17 protein-coding genes are annotated in these 18870 nt (G+C 32.9%); 12 read left to right on the top strand and 5 right to left on the bottom strand.

What is annotated here, in order from left to right:
- Positions 1 to 118 precede the first annotated feature (118 nt).
- Entirely contained in the window at positions 119 to 3256 is a 3138-nt protein-coding gene (locus UH7x_RS06470) for a UvrD-helicase domain-containing protein (RefSeq protein WP_482362903.1), read from the bottom strand.
- A 73-nt stretch (positions 3257 to 3329) separates the two neighbouring features.
- Between UH7x_RS06470 and UH7x_RS06465 the strand changes: the two genes are divergently transcribed.
- The gene (locus tag UH7x_RS06465; RefSeq protein WP_482362902.1) at positions 3330 to 3938 is read left to right on the top strand and encodes a superoxide dismutase; all 609 of its coding nucleotides are present in this window, start codon (positions 3330 to 3332) and stop codon (positions 3936 to 3938) included.
- Between the two features lie 1089 nt (positions 3939 to 5027).
- Here UH7x_RS06465 and UH7x_RS06460 read toward each other — a convergent pair.
- The 4 genes from UH7x_RS06460 to purN form a co-directional block, all read right to left on the bottom strand.
- Positions 5028 to 6926 carry an amidophosphoribosyltransferase gene (locus tag UH7x_RS06460; RefSeq protein WP_482362901.1) on the bottom strand — a complete coding sequence of 633 codons (1899 nt, stop codon included), beginning with the start codon at positions 6924 to 6926 and terminating at the stop codon, positions 5028 to 5030.
- A 44-nt stretch (positions 6927 to 6970) separates the two neighbouring features.
- Positions 6971 to 7897, bottom strand: coding sequence for a PfkB family carbohydrate kinase (locus UH7x_RS06455; protein WP_482362900.1), 927 nt, complete (start codon positions 7895 to 7897; stop codon positions 6971 to 6973).
- Positions 7898 to 7986: 89 nt separating this feature from the next.
- A complete protein-coding gene (locus tag UH7x_RS06450) occupies positions 7987 to 8622 on the bottom strand; it encodes a ribonuclease H1 domain-containing protein (RefSeq protein WP_482362899.1) in 636 nt (211 codons plus the stop codon).
- The gene (purN, locus tag UH7x_RS06445) at positions 8622 to 9194 is read right to left on the bottom strand and encodes a phosphoribosylglycinamide formyltransferase (protein ID WP_482362898.1); all 573 of its coding nucleotides are present in this window, start codon (positions 9192 to 9194) and stop codon (positions 8622 to 8624) included. Before purN ends, UH7x_RS06450 begins: the two co-directional genes overlap by 1 nt.
- A gap of 156 nt (positions 9195 to 9350) precedes the next feature.
- Between purN and UH7x_RS06440 the strand changes: the two genes are divergently transcribed.
- From UH7x_RS06440 to UH7x_RS06390, 11 genes are all read left to right on the top strand, one after another.
- The gene (locus tag UH7x_RS06440) at positions 9351 to 9584 is read left to right on the top strand and encodes an acyl carrier protein (RefSeq protein WP_153756429.1); all 234 of its coding nucleotides are present in this window, start codon (positions 9351 to 9353) and stop codon (positions 9582 to 9584) included.
- A 99-nt stretch (positions 9585 to 9683) separates the two neighbouring features.
- Positions 9684 to 10934, top strand: coding sequence for a beta-ketoacyl-ACP synthase II (gene fabF, locus UH7x_RS06435; protein ID WP_482362897.1), 1251 nt, complete (start codon positions 9684 to 9686; stop codon positions 10932 to 10934).
- 8 nt (positions 10935 to 10942) lie between these two features.
- On the top strand, positions 10943 to 11680 hold the full coding sequence (rnc, locus tag UH7x_RS06430; protein WP_482362896.1) for a ribonuclease III: 738 nt from the start codon (positions 10943 to 10945) through the stop codon (positions 11678 to 11680).
- 116 nt (positions 11681 to 11796) lie between these two features.
- Positions 11797 to 12252 carry an IPExxxVDY family protein gene (locus UH7x_RS06425; RefSeq protein WP_482362895.1) on the top strand — a complete coding sequence of 152 codons (456 nt, stop codon included), beginning with the start codon at positions 11797 to 11799 and terminating at the stop codon, positions 12250 to 12252.
- Between the two features lie 2 nt (positions 12253 to 12254).
- Positions 12255 to 13697 (top strand): pyruvate kinase, encoded by a 1443-nt coding sequence (gene pyk, locus UH7x_RS06420; RefSeq protein WP_482362894.1) that lies wholly within the window; start codon positions 12255 to 12257, stop codon positions 13695 to 13697.
- A gap of 139 nt (positions 13698 to 13836) precedes the next feature.
- On the top strand, positions 13837 to 14685 hold the full coding sequence (locus UH7x_RS06415; RefSeq protein ID WP_482362893.1) for a helix-turn-helix domain-containing protein: 849 nt from the start codon (positions 13837 to 13839) through the stop codon (positions 14683 to 14685).
- Positions 14686 to 14777: 92 nt separating this feature from the next.
- Entirely contained in the window at positions 14778 to 14933 is a 156-nt protein-coding gene (locus UH7x_RS06410) for a hypothetical protein (RefSeq protein WP_482362892.1), read from the top strand.
- 91 nt (positions 14934 to 15024) lie between these two features.
- The gene (locus UH7x_RS06405) at positions 15025 to 15573 is read left to right on the top strand and encodes a carboxymuconolactone decarboxylase family protein (protein WP_482362891.1); all 549 of its coding nucleotides are present in this window, start codon (positions 15025 to 15027) and stop codon (positions 15571 to 15573) included.
- A gap of 31 nt (positions 15574 to 15604) precedes the next feature.
- Complete coding sequence (locus tag UH7x_RS06400) at positions 15605 to 15988, top strand: cupredoxin domain-containing protein (RefSeq protein WP_482362890.1); 384 nt, start codon at positions 15605 to 15607, stop codon at positions 15986 to 15988.
- A gap of 210 nt (positions 15989 to 16198) precedes the next feature.
- A complete protein-coding gene (locus UH7x_RS06395; protein WP_482362889.1) occupies positions 16199 to 17443 on the top strand; it encodes an efflux RND transporter periplasmic adaptor subunit in 1245 nt (414 codons plus the stop codon).
- A 5-nt stretch (positions 17444 to 17448) separates the two neighbouring features.
- Positions 17449 to 18825 (top strand): ABC transporter permease, encoded by a 1377-nt coding sequence (locus tag UH7x_RS06390; protein ID WP_482362888.1) that lies wholly within the window; start codon positions 17449 to 17451, stop codon positions 18823 to 18825.
- The last annotated feature ends 45 nt before the right edge of the window (positions 18826 to 18870 follow it).

Here is an 18870-nt window from a genome sequence, read left to right as displayed (position 1 = left end):
AAGTTCTATAGAATAGGAATTTTACCTATCTGATAGGCGTAAATAAGAAGTTTATGAGTAATTAGCTTTATAGAATATAATTCATTTGACTAATAAAAATGATTTGATGTTATAAGATTTATACGTATTCAAGAATTATATCTTTATTTATATAAACTATAATTTTGTTCTTTATTATATAGCCCATTGCTACTAAGGCGTCTGCGTATGAATAGATTTGTTCTTTGTGCTTGGGGTTTTTTAAACCCGTTTTGTAATCAATGACTGTAGCTTCGTTCATATGTATAACGATTCTATCAGGCCGCAGGAGCCTACCATCTGATGTTAATATGTCGCGTTCATTTAATATAGTATACTTTTCAGTATAGAATTCCTTTAAATCATTATGTTGTATAATTTTTTTAATAACTGAAGTAATTGAAGCTATTTCATTTTTATTGATATCTCCATTTTTGAGTACTGTTTCTAGTGCTTTCTCTAAATCTATCTCGGTTTCAATCAGTCCTAATATATAATGTATTAAGGTGCCATGAGTTATAGCTTCTTCCCTTTCGGTATTCCATAACATACCACAAGTAGTTACAATATTAAAGTTGGGTCTGTCTCGAAAGGAGTACTGATAATTGAGTGATTTTGTATTTGCGTCTGTGGTTGACGCTTTTGAGCATTTTTCTAATAAACCAAATTCATAAGCTGAAAGCTCATCTTGCCAAAGACCTTTATTTATAAGATAATTTATAAACATGTCGCTATAGCTACCAATTTTATCACTCTTTGATTTTGCCGATTTTTTTTCACTGATTATATAAAGTGCTTTTTCAGCTCTTGTTTGGGCAACGTAAAGAACATTCATGGCATCGAGCTCCATCATTTGTTCTTCGTGTTGAAATAATGAAGCAGCCTCATTGGGGTATTGTTCCAACTCACTTTTTTCGGTTAATAGTAATTCTTCGAAACCATTAAATACTGTTGGATCTGCCGGAGACCAAATCATTTTGTTAGTTCTATTGTAAATATTGGCATCTGCAAACGGAAAAATAACTACAGGAAATTCTAATCCTTTTGATTTATGAATTGTCATTATTCGGATAGCATCAAGGTTTTCTGGACTGGCAACAGCTAATTTCTCTTTTTTCTTATCCCAGTAGTTTAAAAAATATTGAATGCTTCCACCGTCTCTATTCTCAACATCCAATATAGTATCCATCAAGAATACAATATAAACATCAGAAGATGGAACAAGATTGAATTGTCTTATTGCATATTCCAGACTATCATAGGCCGAAAGTCTTTCAATTTTTGATAATGAAAAATTATATTGAACAGTAAGAAAATTTTCTAAATTCTCTAATTGCATATATATAAATTCGTGTTTTGAGCTATTCGAAGGAGCTAAAAATTCTAAAATTTCATAGGCTAGCGCTTTTTCTTTAAAACCGGTTGCATAATGTAAAAGGTCTATTAAAAATCGAACTTTCGGACTACTTTGTAACAAAAGACTATCTGAAGATATTATAGGTATGTCATTTTCCGAAAGATAATCAGCTAATAGTGCACCTTTTGTATTGCTTCTAACTAATATTGTGATGTCTTTATAGGGATAGTTATTTTCTTTAACCTCATTAATGGTTGATAAAACCTGTTCGCAATAAAGATCGGTTGTATCAATTTCTGCTTCTTTCGAAACAAAATCTATTTTTACAAAACCTCCTTTTTTTGAATTGGTTTCCTGTTTATTGCCTTCAATAAATAAACCTTGATACGTTTCTTTGTTTAGTAGTTCACTAGACCATGTAAAAAAATCATTATTAAATGCTACTACTTGATCATAACTTCTATAATTAACTGGAAGGTTATTAACTTTTGGTTGAATTACAAAAGGGTTTTCAAAGTCTCCAGATAAATTAATAAATTGTTCTGCTTTACCTCCGCGCCAGCGATAGATTGCTTGCTTTGCATCGCCAACCAGGAATAATGACCCACCTTCACTAGCTAAGGCATTATCTATTAACGGAATTAGATTACTCCACTGGGCGGCAGAAGTATCTTGAAATTCGTCAATAAAATAATGTCGATATTTTTCTCCGAGACGTTCATAAATAAATGGGGCGGGTTGATTTTTAATTTCTTTTGAAATAATTTGATTGAACTTAAAAATTGGAATTTGATCCCGTTCTTTTTCAATCGCTATTACTTCTTGTTGAATTACACTCAGTACCGTAAGTGGAACTAAGTTTCTATATATGTTAGTTAAGTAAGATCGATTGTAAACTGTATTTTTTAATTTTATATAATGAATAAGCATAGTTTCAAGAAACTGATAGGAGGGTAGATCTATACCTTTTTTTAGAATAGCACCATTTTCAAGATTCTCTTGTAACTTGTTATTATATAATGTAGAAGGACTATATACCCCATCTATAAACTTTTTAAAATGGTTGGGTAGCGTTTGCCTCGGAAAATCTTCAAATTGTAAACCACTTTTTGTAATTTCTTCTAGAGCGGTTTTGGCCATTTCGGCCATGTCATTTTCTAATGCGGCTATTCTTTCAATTACAATTTTTTTCAATTGTAAGAAATCGGTCATCTTTTTAGATGCTAATTTTTCAAGATGGCTTGCATGATTTTCTCTAAATATTAATTGTCCTATTTTGTCAAGGTCGAATGTGATATCCCAACTGCGATTATCATCTATTTTTTCTAAAGCAAATTCAATGAGTACTTTGGTTAATTGTTCATCACTACCAGCTTTTTGAACTACTCTAGAAATTGCCTCATCAAGCAATAAGTCAGTTTCAACTACAGGTTCGAAATTTTGTGGTAGTTTAAGGTCTTTGGCAAACGTTCGAATAACACGATGTGTAAACTTATCTATTGTAGAAACATCAAAAAATGCATAATTATGAAGAATGTATTTTAGCGTTGAGCCGCTTTTACTTCTTAACTGCTCTGCAGAGATATTTAATTCTATTAGTAAATCTTGAAATAAACTAGTGCTTTTGGGAGGGAGATCTTGAAGACTAAAGTCAAACAAACTTGATAAAACACGCTCTTTCATTTCATTTACGGCCTTATTCGTAAATGTTATGGCTAGTATGTTTTTAAAACTATTGCTGTCGCTTAAGGCAATTTTTAAATACTCTTTAACCAAAGTATGTGTTTTGCCAGATCCGGCAGAAGCATTATAAATTTTAAAACTAGTTGGTTGCAAGAGCTTTTTAATGCAAATTACTAATTCTAATAGAGTTCTTAACAAATTATTAGTGCATTATGTTTGTTAAAAAATGTAAATTTGAAGAAAATGAATATTAATTTAAAAACAATATAAAATGGCTTTTGAACTACCTAAATTGCCTTATGCATATGATGCATTAGAACCACATATTGATGCACGTACAATGGAAATTCACCATACTAAACATCACAATGGGTATACAACAAAATTGAATGCTGCTATTGAAGAAACTGATTTGGATGGAAAATCTATTGAAGATATTTTGAAAAATTTAGACATGTCGAATGCGGCTGTGCGAAATAATGGCGGTGGTTTCTTTAATCACTCTTTGTTTTGGACTGTTATGTCACCCGATGGTGGTGGAAGCCCTTCAGGTGAATTGGCAGATGCAATTAATGCTGCTTTTGGATCTTTTGAAGGTTTTAAAGAAAAATTTAGTGCAGCTGCAGGTACAAGATTTGGTTCTGGTTGGGCATGGTTATGTGTACATCCTGGCGGTAAAGTAGAAGTTTGTTCTACACCAAACCAAGACAACTCATTAATGCCAAATACTGGTTGTGGTGGCTACCCAATTTTGGGGGTAGATGTATGGGAGCATGCATATTACCTAAACTATCAGAATAGAAGACCTGATTATGTTGGCGCATTTTTTAATGTAATTAATTGGGATAAAGTAGCTGAGTTATACGCAGCGAATAAATAGAAATACTTCGAGTAAAAATAAAGCTTCTAAGATTAGTTTTTTAGAAGCTTTTTTTATGTCTTTTTTTAAATAGAAAAGGGTAGAGAAATCTCCACCCTTTTCGTCCCAAATCTTACCATAAACTTAACCTACTTATGCTATGGCAAAACTAAATTACTGGTATTGGAGGAAATAAAAAAGGAATTTTGTGACTTTTTAGGTTAAATAAATTACAAATATTTGAAGTAAAAGTTGCTAATATTTGCTTTAACCTTGCCAATTATTGGGTTTATGACAAATAAAAAGGCGGAACATTGTTCCGCCTTTTTCCCCAAATCTTACCATGAACTTAACCTACTTATGCTATGGTTCTTCAAAAATAGATTGAATAATCACCTTAAAAAAAGGTTTTAGATGAATGGTTATATGTTTGGTTAAAAGGTGAAAATTTAGTTTTTGCCTTATTTTTTTAGAAGAAAAGGAATACAAAAAGGATTAGAATCGCTTGTTATTTTTGCTGGGCATTATGTGTTTACTTATTTAAAAAATAAAGGAAGTTTAATTGATTAAAATGGTAGAATTATTATTTACTATAATTAGATATTAGTAGGTATTTTAAAGTGGAATAACCTAAAAATAAAAAGGCGGAACATTGTTCCGCCTTTTTCCCCAAATCTTACCATGAACTTAACCTACTTATGCTATGGTTCTGTAAATATATAACGAGACTTAATTGTTTTAAAACATCTTTGTTAAACTCCCCAATATTCTGTTGAAGTGTATTTTCTGTATTAAATAAAGTGTTATTTGAAATAATAAAATAAATAAGTGAACGAATATAGTCCGACCTTCATATATAAGATAATTCTTATATGGACTATGAATCGGTTAGTACTATGTGTATTTAAATTTTATGCAAATAAAAAGGTGGAGAGATCTCCACCTTTTTGCCCCAAATCTTACCATGAACTTAACCTACTTATGCTATGGCAAGCCTAAAAATAGCCTTGCTGTACGTCAAAATTATTATAAATCCGTCTAATGACCTGAATTATCGATGAAATGCACTTTTTATTGTATTTCATCGATAAGGGCCCAATTTGTACTGGGTTAATAGGCTCTTTGGTTCTTACCTTCGTAAAAGTTGATAAACGCCCTATTTACTACTCTATTTCCACCGTGTGTAGGATAATTACCTGTAAAATACCAATCTCCGAGGTTCTTAGGACACGCAATATGAAGGTTGTCTATTGTTTGATAAATAATCTGAACTTCAGCCTTTATATTTTCGGAAGTTAAGAGTTCCCCAATTTTAACCGAAACCTCATGTGGTGTAAATGGTTCGTAAAACTCTTTTACATAGTTTATTATTTTTTTATCGGGCTCATTTACTTGTTGTATCGATTTTTTATAAATTTCGTCAACAATGTGCATAGTATTGCGCTCTTTGTGCAGTGCTAGTGCAGCTCTAAAGGCTATAAAGTCTTCTAATTTGGCCATATCAATTCCATAACAATCAGGAAACCTAATTTGAGGGGCAGATGAAACTACAATTATTTTCTTTGGAGATAACCTATCTAGTATTCTAATAATACTTTTCTTTAAAGTTGTACCACGTACAATACTATCATCAATAATTACAAGATTGTCATTTTCTTTTACAGAACCGTATGTAATGTCATATACATGGGTTACTAAATCATCTCTACTGCTATCTTGTGTAATGAAAGTTCTTAATTTAGCATCCTTAATAGCCACCTTTTCAATTCGTGGACGAACTTTTAGTATTTCGTGTAACTTCTCTCTTGAAATCGAAGGGCCTATTGCAAGTATTTCTTCCTCTTTATTTTTGTTTAAATAGTTTTGAGCCTCTTTAACCATGCCATAGAAAGAAGTTTCTGCAGTATTGGGTATATAAGAGAAAACGGTATTTTTAATATCGCTATTAATTGATTTTAATATCTGTGGGAATAGAAGTTTTCCTAATTCTTTTCTTTCTTGATATATTTCTTTATCACTTCCTCTAGAAAAATAAATACGCTCGAATGAACATGCTAATCTTTCTTTTGGTTCAAGAATTTGATCAATTGCAACTCGACCACTTTTTTTTATGATCATGGCATGACCAGGATCTAGCTCTTTTACATCGTTATAATCAACATTGAAAACTGTTTGAATAGCCGGTCTTTCTGAAGCTACAACTACCACTTCGTCATCTTGGTAATAGTATGCTGGACGAATTCCACCTGGATCTCTAAGTACAAATGCATCACCATGGCCTAATAAGCCCGCCATAGTATAACCCCCATCAAAGTTCTTTGCGGCTCTTTTAAGTATTTTTGAAACTCGTAATCTGTCGGCTATTAACGCGGAAGCTTCTCTTTTTGTATATCCTTCTTTTTTAATCTTTTTGTAAAGTTTAGCGACAGCATCATCTAAAAAATGACCAATTTTTTCCATCACTGTAACCGTATCCACCATGTCTTTTGGGTGTTGCCCCAATTGAACTAGATTGTCAAAAAGTTCATGTACATTGGTCATATTAAAATTACCGGCAACAATAAGGTTTCTGTGCATCCAATTGTTTTGGCGTAGAAATGGATGTACGCTTTCCATACTATTTCGACCAAAAGTTCCATAACGAACGTGTCCTAAAAGTAATTCACCTATATAAGGAATGTTAGCTTTTTGTAGGGCAACATCGTCTTTATATTCTGGATGATCTGATAACTCGGTATTGATACGATGATTAATTTTATCAAAGATATCTTGTATTGGCTGCTGCTCTATTGAACGTACGCGACTCATAAAACGAGCGCCAACAGGTACGTCGAGTTTAATGCTGGCGAAGCCTGCACCATCTTGACCACGATTGTGCTGCTTTTCCATCATTAAGTACATCTTGTTCACACCATAAAAGGCTGAACCATACTTTTCTTTGTAATACTCCAATGGCTTTAAAAGGCGTATAAGGGAGATTCCGCATTCGTGCTTTATAGCATCGCTCATTATATATAGGTATTAAAAAAGCCCTGTTTTTTCAGGGCATGTATTTATTGTAATTCTATTTCAAATTGTGTTAGCGTCTTAAATTGATGAAGCCTTTTACTTACTTCAGCGCGCTTTAAGTTTTCCATACGTTCTGTGCCGAATCGCTCTACGCAAAACGATGCCAAATTAGAACCGTGAATAACCGCTTTCTTTAAATTTTCAAAACTTGTATCCTCTGTTGCAGCTAAATAACCAGAAAAACCTCCAGCAAACGTATCTCCAGCTCCGGTTGGATCAAATACCTCTTCTAACGGTAATGCGGGAGCAAAGAATACATTATCATTATTAAATAATAGTGCACCATGTTCACCTTTTTTAATAACTACATATTTAGGACCCATTTTATGAATCTCTTTGGCTGCTTTAACTAATGAGTATTCACTTGTTAGTTGTCGAGCTTCCTCATCATTAATCGTAATGACATCAACTTTTTTGATAACCTCTAATAATTCATCAAGTGAATTATCCATCCAGAAATTCATGGTATCTAAAATGATAAGTTTAGGTCGTTCGGTCATCTGATTAATTACACCCATTTGAATACTTGGATGCAGATTACCTAACATAACTACTTCTGCATTCTTGAAATTTTCAGGAACAATTGGATTAAAATCTGCTAATGTGTTTAATTCAGTTATTAAGGTATCGCGAGAATTTAAATCGTTGTGGTATCTGCCTTTCCAATAGAAAGTTTTTCCACCTTTTACTATTTCAATTCCAGAAATATCAATGTTCTTGCTTTTAAGTAAGTCAAGATATTCTTGTGGTAAATCTTCACCAACTACTGAAACTATTGCCGAAGACACCTCAAATTGAGAAGCCGACAAGCCAATAAACGTACCTGCGCCTCCTAAAATTTTATCAGTCTTTCCGAAAGGAGTTTCAATTTCGTCAAAAGCTACTGTGCCTACAATCAGAAGTTTGCTCATTTTATGTAAAAAATTAAGCTGCAAATATACGTTTTGTATTGCTATAAATAAGACTCCTATAAATCAAGTTATCAATATTTGTAAGTGTATTATTTACGTCCAAAATCTGCAGGAATTTCCCCCCATGCCTTGGTTTCCCATTTTACCACAGGTGTGTTGTAGTCATTTTCCTTGAGCCAAATGAGAGCTCTTCCAATTAATTCGAATACATCTTTATTCTTTGCTGTTTCTTTAAGCTTAGTATTACACGTTTTTTTGCGAATCCAACTCATGGCAATTCTAGAGTCAGTATATATGATACGATCGCTTTTACGTTCTTTTAAATAAGCTAAGCCATGCACTAAGGCTAAAAACTCGCCTATATTATTAGTTCCTTGTTTAAATGGACCTTGCTTAAAAAGCACTTTTTTAGTTTTTGTGTCAACTCCTTGATATTCCATAATACCAGGGTTACCACTAGATGCTGCATCAACTGATATTGAATGATAATTAGGTGTGCCGTATTTTAAAAGGTCTTCTTGTGATATTTTGTCAATTTTTGAATTTTTCTTACTGTAATCAGAAAAATTGCCATTAAAAGCTTTTTTTGCTTCTGCAAAAGTTAAAAAAGACTTGTATTGAGCACCTTTGTATCCAGATATTTGTGCTTTACAATCATTCCAAGTATCAAAAATACCTGTATGCTTGCCTTTCCAGACCACATAAAATTTCTTTTTCTTGGCCATTAGTTCTCAAATAATAGTTTTTCAATCGTACGTGGGAAATGTTCGTATTCTAATTGATGAACCTTTTGGGCAATTTCAGCTACAGTATTACTTTGATTTATAGTCGTTTTGGCTTGAAAAATAGTCGCGCCCTCGTCATAATTTTCATTTACATAATGAATTGTTATCCCAGTTTCATGCTCATTATTCTCTTTTACGGCTTTATGAACATTATTTCCATACATTCCTTTGCCACCGTAATTTGGCAAAAGTGCGGGGTGAATATTTATAATTTTTGTAGGAAAATCTTGAATAATTTTTTGCGGCATTTTCAAAAGGAAGCCGGCAAGTATAATGAGGTCAGGATTAATGTTTGTTAAAATATCTCGAACAATATCTGTTGCGTAGAATGCATTTTTATTGAAATATAAACCACTGATATTCAAATTATTACACCTATCAAGGACTTTGGCATCGCTTTTGTTAGTAAGTACTACGGAAGTGATAACCGAATTATTATTCTCTTGAAAGTAACGTACGATGTTTTCAACATTAGATCCAGAACCAGAGGCAAAGAGTACTATTTTTTTCATGAGTAAAGCATCGATTATCGTTAAAATAAATACGAGACGAAAGTAACACACTTGCGGTGATTTTTTTAAATTACAGTACATTTTAACCGTAAATAGTGTTATTAATCTAAAGTTTTTTATTTTTGCCATCAGTTAAAATTTTAAAACCAAATTATTATGTCAGACATTGCATCAAGAGTAAAAGCTATCATCATTGATAAATTGGGTGTTGATGAAAACGAAGTAGTATCAGAAGCTAGCTTTACGAACGACCTAGGGGCCGATTCATTGGACACCGTCGAGTTGATCATGGAATTCGAAAAAGAATTCGATATTCAAATTCCGGATGACCAAGCAGAAAATATCGCTACTGTAGGTCAAGCCATCAGTTATATAGAAGAAGCGAAGTAATTTTATGCTTACTTGATAAGATTTAAAAATTATCCATGTGGTACGATGCTGCATGGATATTTTTTTTTAATTTCACTTTGCTCATAAAAAAAGCGGTTCATGCAATTAAAACGAGTTGTAGTTACAGGTTTGGGTGCTTTAACACCTATAGGAAATAATGTAGAAGAATATTGGGAAGGCTTAAAAAGCGGAAAGAGTGGTTCTGCCATTGTAACCCATTTTGAAACCGAAAAGTTCAAAACAAAGTTTGCTTGCGAAATCAAAAATTATAATCCAGAAGATTATTTTGATAGAAAAGAAGCTCGTAAACTAGATAGGTTTGCACAATTCGCTTTAATATCTTCAGATGAAGCTATTAAAGATTCTAATTTAGATCTTGAAGCAGTCGATAAATTTCGTGTAGGCGTAATTTGGGGTGCCGGTATTGGTGGTATTCAGACTTTTCAGGATGAAGTTATGAATTTTGCGGAAGGAGATGGAACACCACGTTTCAACCCTTTCTTTATACCTAAAATGATTGCTGATATTGCACCAGGTCATATTTCTATAAAACATGGTTTTATGGGTCCTAATTACACAACAGTATCGGCTTGTGCATCTGCGGCAAATGCAATGATAGATGCATTGAATTATATTAGATTAGGACACTGTGATGTCGTTGTTACTGGAGGTAGTGAAGCTGCCGTAACTATTGCAGGTATGGGTGGCTTTAGTGCTATGCATGCATTATCTAAAAGAAATGAAAGTCCTGAAACGGCATCTAGACCTTTCGATGCAACCAGAGATGGTTTTGTTTTAGGAGAAGGAGCAGGTGCTCTTATATTAGAAGAATACGAACACGCAAAAGCAAGAGGCGCTAAAATTTATGCTGAAGTTGCCGGTGGTGGTCTATCAAGTGACGCTTATCATATGACGGCGCCACACCCAGAAGGAATAGGTGTTGTTAAAGTTATGGAAAATTGCTTGCGAGATGCTGGTATTGGTCTAGATGAAGTTGATGCTATAAATACACACGGTACATCTACACCTTTAGGTGATGTTGCCGAATTAAAGGCTATCTCAACAGTATTTGGTAAACACGCTGCTAATATTAATATTAATTCAACCAAATCGATGACTGGCCATTTGCTAGGTGCTGCAGGTGCTATTGAAGCAATTGCTTCGATATTAGCGATGAAATATAATTTAGTGCCACCAACAATTAACCATACTACGGTTGATGAGAATATTGATCCTAGTCTTAATTTGACTTTAAATAAGGCTCAAGAGAGAGAGGTAAATGTTGCTATGAGCAATACATTTGGCTTTGGTGGGCATAATGCCTGTGTTGTTTTTAAAAAAATAAGTTAAACTAAGAAATGAATTTTGCTTCTAATTTATTCAATTCCCATTCCAAAGAGGATGGGGATTTTTTTTTGGGAGTAGCTAAAATTCTCGGATTTAAACCAAAGTCTCTCGACATATATAAGAAAGCTTTTCTTCATCGTTCTGCGAATAAAAAAGATGAAGATGGTAATCCAATGAATTATGAACGCTTAGAATTTTTAGGTGATTCTATGTTGGGTACTATAATTTCTAAATATTTGTATGATGAAGTACCTGAAGGAGATGAGGGCTATTTAACAAAAATGAGGTCTAAAATTGTTAGTAGAAAACACTTAAATGAGTTGGGAAAGGATTTAAACCTGATACAATTTGTACATAGTAGAATACCAAAAACACATTTTGGTGATAACATTCATGGCAACGTTTTTGAAGCTTTGGTAGGTGCTATTTATTTAGATAGAGGTTATAATTATTGCGAGAAATTTATTCACCAACGCGTAATTGATCCTTATGTTGATATAGAGCAATTAGAAGGTCGCGTTATTAGCTATAAAAGTTTAGTTATTGAGTGGTGCCAGAAACAGAAAAAATCTTTCGATTTCAATGTTTATGAAGATAGTGGTAATGATACGCTAAAGCATTTTGCCGTAAAACTTTCTATAGATGGTCAAGTGATAGCCAAAGCAAGGGCGACTTCAAAAAAGAAAGCAGAAGAACGCGCTTCGAAAAGAGCCTTTTTTGCTTTACAGGATAAGATGAATAAGTCTTAAATCTTTATTCAAGTATTACTATAACGTTATTGTTTTAGCATATTTAATTCACATGCTAAAATTTTATGGTGGTTTTATCTAATAAGCCTATATTTACATTTCGCTTTTACATCATTATGGGAACAAAGCATAAGATCTTAGAAGATTTTTATGATGAATGGTTCATGCTCATTGCCTTACATAGCAATCAAGAAGACCATGCTTTGGTTTATGCCCTTAACTCAACTTTGAAAGCTCAATTTAAAAGGACAAAAAAGGATTTAGAATTGGACCAGAACCTCTCATTCCCCATGTTTGAATGGTTTGATGAGAAAACAGATAGTTTTTGGTCACTTTTTCCCAATAGTTCGAATAGTCAAGGTGTAATAAAAATGACAGGTCTTTTTAAAGACATGCCTTCGACATCAAAACATCTATTAGTGCCAGAGCACAAAGAAGTAGATTATTTTATAAAAATAGATCAAGAAATAGCCGATATTTTGTTAAGAAATATCCAAGAAATACCAAGCATAAGGGCCGCATATACGGTTGATTGTGATAAACTAAATTCAAAAAACAATTTAATATTTTAAGAATGCCTACACATAAAAAAACCAAAATAGTTGCAACCCTTGGGCCTGCAACTTCTAAGAAAGAGGTACTGAAAGAAATGATATTGGCTGGTACTGATGTCTTTCGAATTAATTTTTCTCATGCTGATTACGATGGAGTTAAAGAACGTATAAAAATTATTCGTGAGCTTAATGAAGAACTAAGTACAAATGTGTCTATTCTTGGAGATTTACAAGGACCTAAATTACGTGTTGGCGTTATGGGTGGTGAAATTGTAGTAGCCCCTGGTGATGAAATTGAATTTGTTACTGGTACGCCTTTCGAAGGTACTGCTGAAAGAGTTTATATGAATTACGCTGCTTTTCCAAAAGATGTGAAAGCCGGTGAACGTGTATTACTTGATGATGGTAAATTAATTTTTGAAGTTGTTACTACCAATGGTACCGACACAGTAAAAGCAAAGGTTATACAAGGTGGACCCTTGAAATCAAAGAAAGGTGTAAACTTGCCAAATACTAATATTTCACTTCCTGCTCTTACAGAAAAAGATATTAATGATGCAATTTTTGCAGTTGGCCAACAAGTAGATTGGATTGCACTTTCTTTTGTTCGTTTTGAGCAAGATTGTATTGATTTAAGAAAAATTATTGAGGAGCATTCAGAGCATAAAATTCCAATTATTGCTAAAATAGAAAAGCCTGAAGCTGTTGAGAATATAGATAAAATTGTAGCGCATTGTGATGGTTTAATGGTTGCCCGAGGTGATTTAGGTGTTGAAGTGCCTGCACAAGAAGTTCCTTTAATACAAAAGCAATTAGTATTACGTGCCAAAAAAGCAAGAATTCCGGTTATTATTGCCACTCAAATGATGGAAACCATGATTACTAGCCTTACACCAACGAGAGCTGAGGTAAATGATGTGGCTAACTCTGTTATGGATGGTGCTGATGCAGTTATGCTTTCTGGTGAAACTTCTGTTGGTAATTACCCCGTGCAAGTAATTGAAAAAATGGCTAGTATATTGCAAAGTGTAGAGGGTTCAGATTTAATTCATGTACCACACGATCCGCCTCATATTAGAACAAAAAGGTATATAACAAAATCTGTTTGTTACCATGCTGCAATTATGGCCAATGAAATAAAGGCAAAAGCTATTTCTACTTTAACAAATAGTGGATATACTGCTTTTCAGATTTCGGCTTGGCGTCCTAGTGCGCATATTCTTGTTTTTACCTCAAATAGAAGAATTTTAACGCAATTAAACCTTCTTTGGGGTGTTAAGGCATTTTATTATGATAGATATGTGTCTACCGATGAAACTATTGAAGATGTAAATGCAATCGCTTGTAAAAAAGGTTTTTTAGATGTAGGTGATATGTTAATTAGTCTAGCTGCTATGCCAATAAAAGATAAGGGAATGGTGAATACCCTAAGAGTTACAGAAATAGAAAGTTGTAGTTTCTAAAGAACTACAAGTAAATGTGTAAGTGTTAAATCCTGATTTATAAAATCAGGATTTTTTTTGATTCTATATGTTCTGTAAGTTATTTAGATGATTATGGACTAAAACTGTCATTAGTATCACATTAAAATACTTTAAGAAAATGAGATATGAATTTCATGACGCTAAAATTGGTTCTCTTCTTGGGTTTACCAATGATATAAAAAAGAATGAAAATCTTTTCTCAAATAGGTCTTCAAATATTAGTATTCTTTGGAATCGCAACAATGAGAAGGTATTAATAGAAATAGATGGTTTATCAATTCAGTTATTACCAAATCAATTGGTGACTACCACCTATTTACAACACGTTTCATATAAGCCGACTGAGTTGCCTTTAACCGCTTTTCTTTTCAATAGAGAGTTTTATTGCATTAATGATCACGATGCTGAAGTATCGTGTAATGGCATACTATTTTTCGGCACGCAAGACTTACCAATTATAACTATTCCGGAAAATCAAGAGCGAAAGTTTAATACCTTTTATGAGGTGTTTTTGGATGAATTTTCTACTGCTGATAGAATTCAAGGTGATATGTTACAAATGTTGTTAAAGCGCCTTATTATCATGTGTACTCGTTTGGCAAAAGAGCAGCTTATTGTTAAAGTATTGGACAATGAACAAATTGATGTAGTGCGCAAGTTTAATATATTGGTTGATACTCATTATAAAACAAAAAGAAAAGTTAGTGATTATGCTAGCTTACTTTTTAAGAGCCCGAAAACACTTTCTAATCTCTTTGCAATTTATAATCAAAAGTCGCCCCAGCAGATAATATTAAATCGAATTGCTTTAGAAGCTAAAAGGCTTATTACATTTTCTGACAAACAAAACCAGGAAATTGCCCATGAATTAGGGTTTAATGATCCAGCACATTTTAGTCGTTTTTTTAAAAAAATGACAGGTTATTCGCCTTCGCAATTCCGAGAATTAGACACAATTCAAGCATAAAGGGAAATTTCTACATGCTGTCGGGCAATACCTTCTAAAAAACACCTTCACTTCAGTCGCATCTTTGCATAGTAATTAAAAAACAAAGCAAGATGAATATAAGAATTAAATCCATTTTCAATTTAATTGAAATCTTCAGAAAAGGTAAAAAAGTATCTATGAAGTCAATTAATATAGATACTCATTGTGATCAAATGTATCATCATGATTTTTATTGTGGTGGTGAAAAACCATTTGTACAATTTTAAAATAGATAGAAATTAAGCGCTGTCATTAACTAAATATTCTTATTAACACGAAGTTTCTACGATAGTAAAAATTTCAAAAAATAAATTAATTATGAGCAATTTTAATGTACCCAAGAGAGCAGAAGTAAGTTCAAACAATCAGGCGATTTTTGATAATTTAGAAAAAGCTGTAGGCTTTGTTCCAAATTTGTATGCGACATATGCGCACTCAGAAAATGCCTTAACAAACTACCTAAACCTAAGTAATGCCAAAACTTCTTTAAATGCAAAACAAAAAGAAGTAGTAAACCTAGCTGTAAGTCAAGTAAATAATTGTTCTTATTGTTTGGCTGCCCATACAGCAATAGGTAAAATGAATGGTTTTTCTGATTCTGAAATTCTTGAATTAAGATCTGGGAGAGCAAGCTTTGACTTGAAATTAGATGCCTTAGCAAAATTAGCAAAAAACATAACAGAAAATCGTGGAACTACTAGTAATACTGTTATCAATGAATTTTTTAATGCTGGATGGACAAAAGAAAATTTAGTGGATACTATAGTTTTAGTAGGAGATAAAACCATATCTAACTATTTACACAAAACAACAGATGTGCCTGTTGATTTTCCTGAAGCACAACCCCTAGAAACAGTAGAAGCTTAATAATAATAGATTAATTAAATAAAAGTAAATAATGAAAAAAGTAATAGCAATAGTATTCGCAGTAGTGGGAACAGTTTTCTCAGTAAATGCACAAACGGAAAATGAAAATGTAAAAATGATTTCTTTGGAGCAAACTCCTGGAGAGTTTACTAAAAAACAACTAACAGTAGAAGAAGGCACCTATGTTTTTGAAATATTGAATAATGAAGTAGGGCATGATGTTGGTTTTGTTTTAGTACAAAAAGGAAAAGACATTAGTAAGCCTGAAAATCATATTCAAACAGCTTATGTAACTGAGGTGGTAGCTAATGGTAAAACTCAGAAATCTAATCCTACAAACTTAACAAAAGGCGAATATGTTTATTTCTGTCCTATGAACCCAACTGCTACTGATAATACCTTAATAGTAAAGTAATATCTAATATTAGATTGATTAGGCCTTGATTTTTCATAGAGAAATCAAGGCCTTTTTTATTTCCTTATTTAGGTTGTTTGGATGGGATTTTTCAATAATAAAATTTGCGATGTATCATTTTTCCTTCAAATATTAAGAAAAAAATAACAGCGAGTGTAGCTTTTGATGTAACTAATTAATTAGTTTTAAGAGATTTAAAACCAAACAACCATGAATAAAAAACGACTCCTCTATATAGGAATTCCTATATTGGTCTTACTCTTGGGTTATTTTATTTTCAGTTCTGACTCAGAAGAAGATGTTTCAATAACCGCAGAAGTAATAAAAGGAGAATTCTTAAACGAAGTGATAATTTCTGGAGAGGCACAATCTACTAGCCTTAAAAATATTGATGGCCCAGCCAATCTTCGAAAGTTTAGATTGAATAATATAAAAATACAGGATTTAATACCTGAAGGTACTTTAGTAAATGAAGGAGATTATGTTGGCAGACTTGATCCATCTCCGGTAAATGAACAAATTATTGATGCACGTTTAAGTTTAGAAAGTGCTGAATCAAAATATCTTCAAGAACAATTGGATACTACCTTAACACTCAAGCAAGAAAGGACAGCCATAAAAGATATTCAATTTAATATGGAAGAAGATAAGCTTGAGCTAAAACAGTCCATTTATGAATCGCCAGTAACCATTCGACAATTGGAAATAAAAATAGAAAGGGCTGAACGTGATTTAAAAGAAAAAAAAGAGGACTATTATATTAAAAAAAGAAAGGCCGTTGCTAAAATGGTTGAGGTAGGCACTGAGGTATCTAAAATTAGAACAAAATTGGATGATCTTATTGCTCTTCAGGCTTCATTTACAATTCATTCAGATGCGAGCGGAATGGTTACTTATGCAAAGAATTGGAATGGCACTAAAAAGAAAGTTGGGTCTGATATTAATGCTTGGGATCTTACGATTGCTACCCTTCCTGATTTGACAAAAATGGAATCAAAAACATATTCAAATGAAGTTGATGTACGAAAAATTGGGAAAGACCAAATAGTAACTGTTGGTTTCGATGCTTTCCCTGATATTACCATGGAAGGTGTTGTTACTAGTGTTGCTAATGTAGGTGAAAATAAAAGGGGTTCTGATATTAAACTTTTTCAGGTATTGATAAAGCTTAATGAATCGAATTCAAGTATTCGACCAGGTATGACAACATCAAATCGAATTTTAATACAAAAAGAAGAAGACGTTTTAATGATTCCTTTAGAAGCTGTTTTTTCTAAAGACTCTATTAGCTATGTATATATGAATTCTGGTTTTTCTGTAGATAAAAAACAAGTTGAACTAGGTGATTCAAATGAAGATGTCATCATCGTGAAAAAGGGATTAACAGAAAAAGATATTGTTTATCTCAATAAACCCGAAGGCCTAGAAGATAAAAGTATAGCCCAGTTAAGATAACTCCCATGGCTAATAAAATTCTTTTAGAAACTATAACCTCTAATCTTTCAGAGGCCGTTCGTGTAATAAGGGCCAATAAGGTTCGCACTTTTTTAACTGCTTTGGGTATCATATTTGGAGTTGCCGCTGTAATTACAATGTTGGCAATTGGTAAAGGAGCTGAACAAGAGATTTTAGCTCAATTAGAATTGGTTGGAGTAAATAATATTGTTGTAACTCCGATACCTGATGAAGCTGATGAAAATGATTCTGAATCTGAGGCAGAAGAAGGTTCAGCTTCTGAAACCATTCGATTTTCAAAAGGATTAGATTTATTAGACGTTACTAGCATTGAAGAAAATATTCCAACAGTAAAAATGCTTAGCCCTGAGATTATACTAGAAACGTATATGATTAATAAGGGAAGGCAAAGCTCGGTTCGATTAATAGGGGTTACCAATTCTTTTTTTGAGACTTCTAATGTTCATATTGGTCAAGGAGAAAGTTTCACCGACATTCAAACTATAAATGCACTACCAGTTTGTATTATCGGGGAGAAAGTAGAGAAGAAGCTATTTACTGGAGAAAGTGCCATAGGTAAACATATTAAAGTAAAAGATGTTTGGCTTAAAGTGATAGGTATTATTGAAGAAAAATTAATTTCAGAAACGGCTCAGGAAAATTTGGGAATTCGAGATTTAAACCAAGACATTTATATTCCAATAAAGACATTTTTGGTTCGTTATAAGGATCGAAAAATTATTAGCGATGTACCTATAGATTTTAGTGGTGGCATGGTTGTAATTGGTGGTGGAGATAATGGTCCAAAAAAGAGATTGCCAAGAGGCAATTACCACCAAATTGATAAACTTACGATTCAAGTGAATAACTCAAATGAATTAAAGTCCACTGCCGAGGTGGTTAGTAAAATGCTCAAAAGAAAGCACAACGGAATGCTAGATTTTGAAATTACAATTCCCATCAATTTATTGAAACAGCAACAAAAAACAAAGCAGATATTTAATATTGTCTTAAGCATAATTGCGGGAATTTCATTGTTGATTGGTGGTATAGGAATAATGAATATTATGTTGGCCTCCATTTTAGAACGAACCAAAGAAATTGGTATCATGAAGGCAATTGGTGCCACTAAGCAAGATATTATATTACAATTTTTATCGGAGTCAATTTTAATAAGTTTAAGCGGTGGTATTATTGGGTGTGTTTTGGGGATAGCTGCCTCTTATGTTTTAGAACTCGCTACGGATATTGAAACGATTGTTTCTGTTAGCTCTATTTTACTTTCCTTTTTCGTTGCTACTTTTATCGGACTCATTTTTGGGGTTTTACCTGCCAAGTCAGCTGCTAATAAAAATCCAATTGAAGCCATTCGTCATGAATAATATTTAAAGTCAAATCATTATTTAGAATTGATTAAAAAAAACAAA

Source organism: Aurantibacter sp. UH7, from assembly GCF_056839165.1.
This window is presented reverse-complemented; position numbering and strand designations above follow the sequence as displayed.